Origin of the sequence: Beijerinckia sp. L45 (genome assembly GCF_009765775.1) — a bacterium.
GTDB lineage: Bacteria > Pseudomonadota > Alphaproteobacteria > Rhizobiales > Beijerinckiaceae > RH-AL1.
Genome location: NZ_LMUU01000160.1, coordinates 16,432 through 24,461, shown reverse-complemented (window position 1 = coordinate 24,461; position 8,030 = coordinate 16,432). Strand labels below are relative to the sequence as shown.

At 65.6% G+C, this 8,030-nt stretch carries 10 protein-coding genes; 2 read left to right on the top strand and 8 right to left on the bottom strand.

Features of this window, described 5'->3' with window-relative positions; all coding sequences use genetic code 11:
* Positions 1–950, top strand: a 950-nt coding sequence (locus GSQ79_RS17505) for a bifunctional diguanylate cyclase/phosphodiesterase (RefSeq protein WP_210253124.1), incomplete at its 5' end; no start/stop codon positions are given.
* Here GSQ79_RS17505 and dut read toward each other — a convergent pair.
* The 6 genes from dut to GSQ79_RS17475 form a co-directional block, all read right to left on the bottom strand.
* Positions 951–1,442, bottom strand: coding sequence for a dUTP diphosphatase (gene dut / locus GSQ79_RS17500; RefSeq protein WP_158809960.1), 492 nt, complete (start codon positions 1,440–1,442; stop codon positions 951–953). It abuts the gene before it with no gap.
* Positions 1,439–2,683, bottom strand: coding sequence for a bifunctional phosphopantothenoylcysteine decarboxylase/phosphopantothenate--cysteine ligase CoaBC (gene coaBC / locus GSQ79_RS17495; protein WP_158809959.1), 1,245 nt, complete (start codon positions 2,681–2,683; stop codon positions 1,439–1,441). The genes dut and coaBC overlap by 4 nt, the downstream gene beginning before the upstream one ends.
* A 197-nt stretch (positions 2,684–2,880) precedes the next feature.
* Positions 2,881–3,099, bottom strand: coding sequence for a hypothetical protein (locus GSQ79_RS17490; protein ID WP_158809958.1), 219 nt, complete (start codon positions 3,097–3,099; stop codon positions 2,881–2,883).
* A 222-nt stretch (positions 3,100–3,321) separates the two neighbouring features.
* Complete coding sequence (gene msrA, locus GSQ79_RS17485) at positions 3,322–3,843, bottom strand: peptide-methionine (S)-S-oxide reductase MsrA (RefSeq protein ID WP_158809957.1); 522 nt, start codon at positions 3,841–3,843, stop codon at positions 3,322–3,324.
* A complete protein-coding gene (msrB, locus tag GSQ79_RS17480; protein WP_158809956.1) occupies positions 3,840–4,289 on the bottom strand; it encodes a peptide-methionine (R)-S-oxide reductase MsrB in 450 nt (149 codons plus the stop codon). Before msrB ends, msrA begins: the two co-directional genes overlap by 4 nt.
* 318 nt (positions 4,290–4,607) lie before the next feature.
* Positions 4,608–5,402 (bottom strand): SDR family oxidoreductase, encoded by a 795-nt coding sequence (locus GSQ79_RS17475; RefSeq protein WP_158809955.1) that lies wholly within the window; start codon positions 5,400–5,402, stop codon positions 4,608–4,610.
* Between the two features lie 127 nt (positions 5,403–5,529).
* Between GSQ79_RS17475 and GSQ79_RS17470 the strand changes: the two genes are divergently transcribed.
* Positions 5,530–6,090: a TetR/AcrR family transcriptional regulator gene (locus GSQ79_RS17470; RefSeq protein ID WP_158809954.1), complete on the top strand. Its 561-nt coding sequence runs from the start codon at positions 5,530–5,532 to the stop codon at positions 6,088–6,090.
* Between the two features lie 225 nt (positions 6,091–6,315).
* Here GSQ79_RS17470 and GSQ79_RS17465 read toward each other — a convergent pair whose 3' ends face one another.
* Positions 6,316–6,498: a hypothetical protein gene (locus GSQ79_RS17465; protein ID WP_158809953.1), complete on the bottom strand. Its 183-nt coding sequence runs from the start codon at positions 6,496–6,498 to the stop codon at positions 6,316–6,318.
* A gap of 114 nt (positions 6,499–6,612) precedes the next feature.
* Positions 6,613–8,030: 2-polyprenylphenol 6-hydroxylase (ubiB, locus tag GSQ79_RS17460; protein ID WP_158809952.1), on the bottom strand; the 1,418-nt coding region annotated here is incomplete at its 5' end.

The window sequence follows — 8,030 nt, the reverse complement described above, 5'->3', positions numbered from 1 at the left end:
CCTCGATCGGCCTTGTGGCGCAGACCGACCAGCCTTTGACACAGGATCAATTGCTCGAGCGCGCCGACTACGCCCTCTACAATGCCAAGGCGCATCATCGCGGCACGGCCGTGCTGTTCTCGACGGAGCACGAAAGTGCGATCCGCATCCAGATCCTCACCGAACAGCAGCTGCGCCAAGTCGATTTCGCGAGCGAGATGACGGTCCAGTTTCAGCCGATCGTAGACGTCGGGCGAAACAAGATCGTCGCCTACGAGGCCCTGGCGCGATGGCAGAGCCCGGTCCTCGGTTCGGTCAAGCCGATCCACTTCATTCCCGCTGCCGAGCGGATGGGCCTGATCAACCAGTTGACCGAAGTGCTGTTCGCCAAGGCGCTCGCGGCCTTGAAGACCTGGCCGGACGAGATCGACCTGTCGTTCAACCTGTCCGTCCGCGACATCGCATCCGGCGATCTGCTGGCCCGGCTGGCGCAGATGCTCGAGACCACGGGGGTTTCGGCGAAACGGATCATCTTCGAAATTACCGAAACCGCCCTGATGCATGATTTCGAACAAGGGCGCGACAGGCTGTTGGGGCTCAAGGCGCTTGGCGCCAAGATCGCGCTCGATGATTTCGGCACGGGCTACTCGAGTCTGCATTACGTGCACCGTCTTCCCCTCGACAAGATCAAGATCGATCGCGAGTTCGTGGCCGGGGTGGCGACCGATCAGGCGAGCCGCGACATCGTCCGCTCCATACTCGACCTCTGCCGCAACCTGAAGATCACCTGCGTCGTCGAGGGCGTGGAGACCGCCGAGCAGGTCATCGTTCTACGGTCCCTCGGATGCACGACGATGCAGGGCTATTTTTTCGGCGGCGCCGTGAGCAATGTCGCGCTGGTTCACACGTCAGGCGCCAGCGAGTGGGCGGCGGCGCCCGTGCGCCTGAAGGGCAGGCCGGTCTCGGCCTGACTATGACGCCGGCGGCTCCGCGGCGCCAGGCCGGGTCTGCAAGCCGGTCGAACCGAAGCCACCGGCGTTCCGCACAGTTGCCTCCAGATCCTCGGCCTCGAGGAAGCGGGCCCGGCTGACCGGGGCCAGCACCAACTGCGCGATCCGCATGCCGCGCTCGATCACTACGGCTTCATTGCCGAAATTCACGAGCAGCACGAAAATCTCGCCGCGATAGTCGGCATCGATCGTGCCCGGGGCATTGAGCACGGTGATGCCGTGACGCAGCGCCAAGCCGGATCGCGGCCGCACCTGCGCCTCGTAATTTTCCGGCAGGCCGAGTGCGATCCCAGTGGCGATCAGCGTCCGCTCGCCGGGCGCAAGGGTGCGCGGGGCATCGGCCGGCAGCGCCGCGACGAGGTCGCAGCCTGCGGCATGGGCGCTCGCATAGTCCGGCAGCGGCAAGCCGACGCCATGCGGCAGGATCTTGATGGGAACGGCAATATCGGTCATGAAGCGGGCCCGAGGCGATCCGCCAGGAGCGCGATCAGCCGTGTCGCGATCTCCACCTTGCTGAGACGCGGCCAGGGGATGGTTTCTTCGGCCGTCAGGATGGTCACCTCGTTGTCCTCGCCGCCGAATGTGCCCGTGCAGGCGCCGACATCGTTTAGGACGATGAGATCGCAGCGTTTGCGCGCCAGTTTCGCCCGGGCGTGGTCGAGCAGCTTCTCGGTCTCCGCCGCGAAGCCGACGACCAACGCAGGGCGGTCGTGATTGCGTGCGGCGACGGAAGCAAGAATGTCCGGATTCTCAGCGAACGTCATGACCGGGGCACCGCCACCGTTCTTCTTCAGCTTTTCGGGGGCGACAGCGTCCACGCGCCAGTCGGCGACGGCGGCGGCGGCGATAAAAATGTCCGCCGGGAGCGCTGCATCGACCGCCGCCAGCATGTCCCGCGCCGTCTCGACGCGGCGCAGCGACACGCCGGGCGGATCGGGAATGGTGACCGGGCCGCTGACCAGAATCACTTCGGCGCCGGCCTGGGCGGCGGCGCTGGCGATGGCGTGGCCCTGCTTGCCCGACGAGCGGTTGGCGATGAAGCGGACGGGGTCGATCGGCTCATGCGTCGGCCCGGATGTGACCACGACGCGGCGACCGGCCAGCGGGCGCGGCTGACCGGTGATGCCGGGCAGGGGGATGGTCGTGTCGGCGGCGAGCGCGGCCTCGATCGCGGCGACGATGGCGAGCGGCTCGCTCATCCGGCCCGGCCCGAACTCGCCGCAGGCCATGGCGCCGTCGTCGGGGCCGCAGAACAGCACGCCGTCGGCGCGCAGTGTCGCGACGTTGCGTTGCGTGGCCGGATGCAGCCACATCCGCAGGTTCATCGCTGGCGCGACGAGCGTGCGCTTGTCGGTGGCGAGTAAAAGGGTGGAGGCGAGATCGTCGGCGAGGCCTGCCGCCATCTTGGCGAGCAGATTGGCGGTAGCCGGTGCCACCACGACGAGATCGGCGGCGCGCGACAGCTCGATGTGCCCCATCTCGGCTTCGTCGGTGAGCGAGAACAGGTCTTCGTGCACCTCGGCGCCGGCGAGGCTCGACAGAGACAGCGGCGTGACGAAGGCTTTCGCGCCCGCCGTCATGACCGGGCGCACGGTGGCGCCGCGCTCGCGGAGCCGCCGCACCAGGTCCAGCGCCTTGTAGGCGGCGATGCCGCCGCCGACGACGAGCAGGATGCGTTTGTTGGTCAAGGTCACGGGGCGGGCGCTCTAAAACTCTAGCGCGACCTTAGAGCATCGGACGCAAAAGTTGCAGACTTTTGCGTGCGACCCGATGCTCTCGTTCTTCGACGTCTCAGTGCTTTTGCGTCACGCGAAATCACCGCCTCGCAAAGCAAGTGATCGAACGGACCAAAAGACCACCGCCGGAGGGGCGATGGTCCCTGCATCGTGATTTACTGAGCCGAGCCGGCGCGGCGGACCGTCTGGGTGTCGACCGCGATCGCGCGGGCTTCCATCGGCGCGCGCGGCGCGAAGGCCGAAAGCGTGCTCTGCGACGTGTCGCTGGTCGTAAAATCGTGACCCCAGGCGGTAAAGGTCCGCTCCTGGGCGAAGGCGGTGCCGGCGCTCATGCCGAGAGCGAGGATCGAGGCGGCGAAAATGGTCTTGATCATGGTGTTGGCCTTTCCTGAGACAAGCAACGTCATGCCCTGACGAGCTGCGGTGCGACGGATATTTGGTTGGGATGTCCAGCTCTGCGTCTGGATACTTTGCAAACCACCAAGAAGCGGTTCTGAACTTGTTTCGCCGGGACAGACGCCGCGGTTACAGCGCTGGTAAAAAAAAGCAGCCGGTGAGGGCTGCTTTTCTCATGGTCGTTTGCCGGGGCGCTTGGCTTAGCCCACCGCGTCTGCGGTTTTCGCACGCACGGGAAGCTTCCAATTCGGCCGGATGAAGTGGCACGTATAGCCGTTGGGGTAGTGCTCGAGGTAATCCTGGTGCTCCGGCTCGGCCTCCCAGAAGGCGCCTTCCGGCACCACCTCGGTCGCCACCTTGCCCGGCCACAGGCCGGAGGCGTTGACGTCGGCGATCATGTCCGCGGCGACGCGCGTCTGCTCGTCGCTGGTGGTGAAGATCGCCGAGCGATAGCTCAGGCCGACATCGTTGCCCTGCCGGTTCTTCGTCGACGGATCGTGGATCTGGAAAAAGAACTCCAGCATTTTGCGATAGCTGGTCTTTTCCGGATCGAAGACGATCTCGATCGCCTCGGCATGGGTGCCGTGGTTGCGATAGGTCGCATTCGGCACGTCGCCGCCGGTATAGCCGACGCGCGTCGCGATCACCCCGTCCTGCCGTCGGATCAGGTCCTGCATGCCCCAAAAACAACCACCGGCCAAAACCGCCCGTTCTTCGCTCATGATCGGTCCTCCACCTGGTCGAGGTAATCGCCGTAGCCCTCGGCCGCCATCGTGTCGCGGTGGACGAAGCGGAGCGAGGCCGAGTTGATGCAGTAGCGCAGCCCGCCGCGATCACGCGGCCCGTCGGGAAACACATGGCCGAGATGGCTGTCGCCATGCGTCGAGCGCACCTCGATCCGCGTCATCCCGTGCGTATGATCGTGCACCTCGGCGACATGCTTGGTGTCGATCGGCTTGGTAAAACTCGGCCAGCCGCAGCCGGATTCGTATTTGTCGGCCGAGGCGAACAGCGGCTCGCCCGAGACGATGTCGACGTAGATGCCCGGCTCCTTGTTCTTCAGCAAGGCGCCGGTGCCGGGCCGCTCGGTGCCGCTCTCCTGCGTGACGCGATACTGCTCCGGCGTGAGGGTCGCGATGGCTGCCGCGTCCTTTTCATAGGTTCGCAAGTCTTAGTCTCCGTTGAGCGTTGCGCATGGGATCAAGATGGCGTCGCCGGCGCGAAATTCCAAGCGGGGCCCGCTGTGGCGTCCCTGCAACAAAACCGCGGCGGCGACACCACCATTTTCGCGTCACGATGCGTCACGCGTCACTTTTTCGACCGCTGCAGCACGGTGAGGATGCGCGCTGCAAGGGCGTCGATCAAGGCCGCCCGTACAGGTCGGTTTTCGCAATCGCACACCGCGGGCGTCGGATTGAGGTCGTGATCCCGTCACGGCTCATCCTCGGCCCCACGATCGGCCCCACGATCGGCCCCATGATCGGCGTCACGCGGCTTCGGCCGCCGAGCGGTAGCGCGCTGCCGCCTGCGCCTGATCGAGATCCTGCATCACCGCCATGTTCGCAGCCTGCAGCTTGTCGAAGAAGGACGCATCCTTCAGCGGTGGGATGGTGACCGGCTCGCGTCGATCGAACCCGACCAGAGCTGCATCGACCAATTCCTCCACATTCATGAAGCCGTCGTTGACGCTGCGGCCGGAGCGCTCCCAGATCTCCGTCTTGGTTCCGGCGGGCAAAAGAGCCTGCACGTAGATGCCGCGCGGGCCGAGTTCGCTTTGCAGGGCCTGTGACAGCGCCAGAACGTAAGCCTTGGTGGCGCCGTACACGCCGGGCAGCATCGTGGGCGCGAAACCGACCACCGAGCCGAGATTGATGAGCGAACCCTGGGCGCCACGACCAAGCCAGTTCTGCACGGCCGCGCCGGCCAGCCGCGTCAGGGCCCCGACGTTGAGATCGACGAGCGCATAGAGCGGCTCGAGGTCAGGCGCCGAAAAGCCACCGGGGGACGCCGCACCCGCGTTATTGACGAGAATGCCGAGGTTTTTGGCGCCGCGAATCCGCGCCTCGACGGCGGCGAGATCCGCAGGCGCGGTCAGATCGGCGCGCAGAACGTCGACTGAAACGCCCGTCTCCCGACGCAGACGGTCGGCGAGGGTATCGAGGCGTGTCTGGTCCCGCGCGACGAGCAAGAGGTCGTGACCGCGTTTGGCGAGGCGGTCTGCATAGATGGCGCCGATGCCGGACGAGGCGCCTGTGACGACGGCAAGGGATGGCTCTGACATGAAATAACTCCGCTTTGAAGATCGTACGAATATAAACATGATGATGATAATGATTGGCGTCAAGGGCGACTGCGCTTAAGTGTGTGAAGCCAGGAATGGTCGGACGGTACAGTCGGGAGACATCGCTTTGAAGGTCAGTCGTGAGCAGGTCGCCGAAAACCGCCAGCGCATTCTGGATGCCGCGGGACGTCTGTTCCGGGAACGGGGCGTCGAAGGCGTGAGCGTCGCCGAGGTGATGCAGGCGGCCGGGCTGACGCACGGCGCCTTCTACGGCTATTTCGCCTCGAAGGACGATCTGCTGGCCCAGGCGTTCGCCGTCTTGGACCGGTCGCCGGAAACCGCCTTGGATGTCCAGGCGCGGCGGACCTATTTCGATCGCTACCTGAGCGACGGGCACCGTGATGACCCGGGCGGCGGCTGTTGCTTTGTGGCCCTGGCGCAGGATGCCGCGCGGGGCGCGCCGCCGTTGCGGGACGTGATGACACAGCGCCTCGATGAATTCGTGACCGCGCTGAGCGCCGGGGCGGATGGGGCGGATGCGCCGACGCGCCGGCGCAATGCCGCGGCCGACGTTGCGACCCTCGTCGGCGCCGTCGTTCTCGCCCGCCTCGCCGACGACCCGGCGCTGTCGGACGAAATTCTCGCCGCGGCCCGGACGCGGCTCCTGAAGACGAATGAGGCAGCGTGAGGCGTGATCAGACCTCGCGGGACATCACCGCTCCCGGATCGTTTTGGGAACGTAGCCAGAGTCGTTTGCCGATTGGCAGCTTTTGGCTCCATGAAAAGGCGAGCCGTGGCAACGGCCTCGAAGCGGTCGAGAGCAGGTTTCGAACCGAGGCCGGGGATGTTTTTGAGGACGTCGGACCTGGAATAGCAGGCTGGATCCGAAACCGCGTCGTACATGCCTTGCGGGCTATTTCTTGCCGTACTTGCTATTGATCAGGTGGGTGCGCCCCGTGTCACCGATCTGCTGATCGCTGATCGACTTTACATCGCGGCGCATCTCGCTGGAGAGGCGCACACCTTCCACGGCGCTGATTTTTTTCGAATGCGGCAAGCCCAAGAGCCATTCCACGATCGCGGTGGCGGCCGCCAAGGCCGGGCGTTTTGGGGCTCGTCGTGCTCATAACGAAGCCGATAACACAGCTACCGGCGCTTGCCACACAGTTGTCGCGCGAGAGCCCGGAGGCGAGCGCCGAATGCGTCGCCATCACCGCAGCAAAAAATACGCGCCCAGCGCCGCGATGGCCCAGAGCGCGTAGTGCCCGAGACGCCCGGCCCGGGCCTGCATCTGTCCGAACTGCCGGATGGCGTCGTCGGAGAGCTCGAACCCGTTGTCGGCAAGGTCTTCCAGCTTTTCGATCGTGCGTTCCGCGCGCAGCAGCGTGGCTGGCAGGTTGCCGGCGAACTTCGCCAGGCTCGACAGCGAGGCGCCGGCATCCTGAAGCTTGCCGAGCGGCCCGAGGTTTTCCTCGATCCAGCCGCGCACCACCGGCTCCGCCGTCGACCACATGTCGACGCGCGGGTTGAGCGTGCGCGCAACGCCCTCGACGACGACCATCGTCTTCTGCAGCAGCACCAGTTCGGTGCGGGTCTTCATGTCGAACAGGCCGGTGATCTCGAAGAGCAGCGTCAGCAGCTTGGCCATGGAGATCTGGTCGGCGGTGCGCGAGTGGATCGGCTCGCCGATGGCGCGGATGGCTTGCGCGAAATCCTCGACCTTGTGGACGCCCGGCACGTAGCCGGCCTCGAAATGCACTTCCGCCACGCGGAGGTAATCGCGCTTGATGAAGCCGTAGATGATCTCGGCGAGGAAACGGCGCTCCTTGAAACCGAGCCGGCCCATGATGCCGAAATCGACCGCCGTCAGCCGGCCGGCGTCGTCGATGAACAGGTTGCCCTGATGCATGTCGGCGTGAAAGAAGCCGTCGCGCATCGCGTGGCGGAGAAAACTCTGGATCACCTGGCGCCCGAGGTCGGGCAGGTCGTAGCCCTTGATCGCGAGGCCTTCGACATCCGACAGTTTGATGCCGTCGACCCATTCCAGGGTCAGAACTTCTTTGGTGGTGCGGTCCCAATCGATTTTCGGAACGCGGAAGTCGGTTTCGTCCGCGACGTTCTCGGCGAATTCGGAGGCCGCCGCCGCCTCCATGCGGAAGTCGGTTTCCATGGTGATCGCGCGGGCGACGGTGTCGACCACTTCCGTCGGCTTCAGCCGCTTGGTCTCGGGAAACGTGTTTTCGATGAAGCGGGCCGCCGCCATCATGTCCGACAGGTCGCGGCGCAGCAGTCGCTCGACGCCGGGTCGGCGCACCTTGATGGCGACGTCGCGTTCGCCGAGTTCGTCGCGCACCCGGCCCTTGTGGACCTGGGCGATCGAGGCGGCGGCGACAGGCTCGCCGACGCTGAGAAAGATGCTGTCGATCGGCCGGCCGAAGGCTGCCTCGATCTGCGCGATGGCGAGGTCGCGGGAAAAGGCGGGCGCGCGATCCTGCAGCCGCTCCAGCTGCTTGACGACGGCGGGGCCGACGACGTCGGGCCGCGTCGCCAGAAACTGGCCGAGCTTGATGTAGGAGGGGCCGAGCTTGCTGATCGCGCCGGGCAGGGCGTCGAGGCTCGAGCCGGTGT

Excerpts from the sequence above, each read along its gene's own strand:
- dut (WP_158809960.1), bottom strand. The coding sequence starts at position 1,442 with ATGACCGATATTGCCGTTCCCATCAAGATCCTGCCGCATGGCGTCGGC.
- msrA (WP_158809957.1), bottom strand. The coding sequence starts at position 3,843 with ATGAGCGAAGAACGGGCGGTTTTGGCCGGTGGTTGTTTTTGGGGCATG.
- GSQ79_RS17490 (WP_158809958.1), bottom strand. The coding sequence starts at position 3,099 with ATGATCAAGACCATTTTCGCCGCCTCGATCCTCGCTCTCGGCATGAGC.
- GSQ79_RS17475 (WP_158809955.1), bottom strand. The coding sequence starts at position 5,402 with ATGTCAGAGCCATCCCTTGCCGTCGTCACAGGCGCCTCGTCCGGCATC.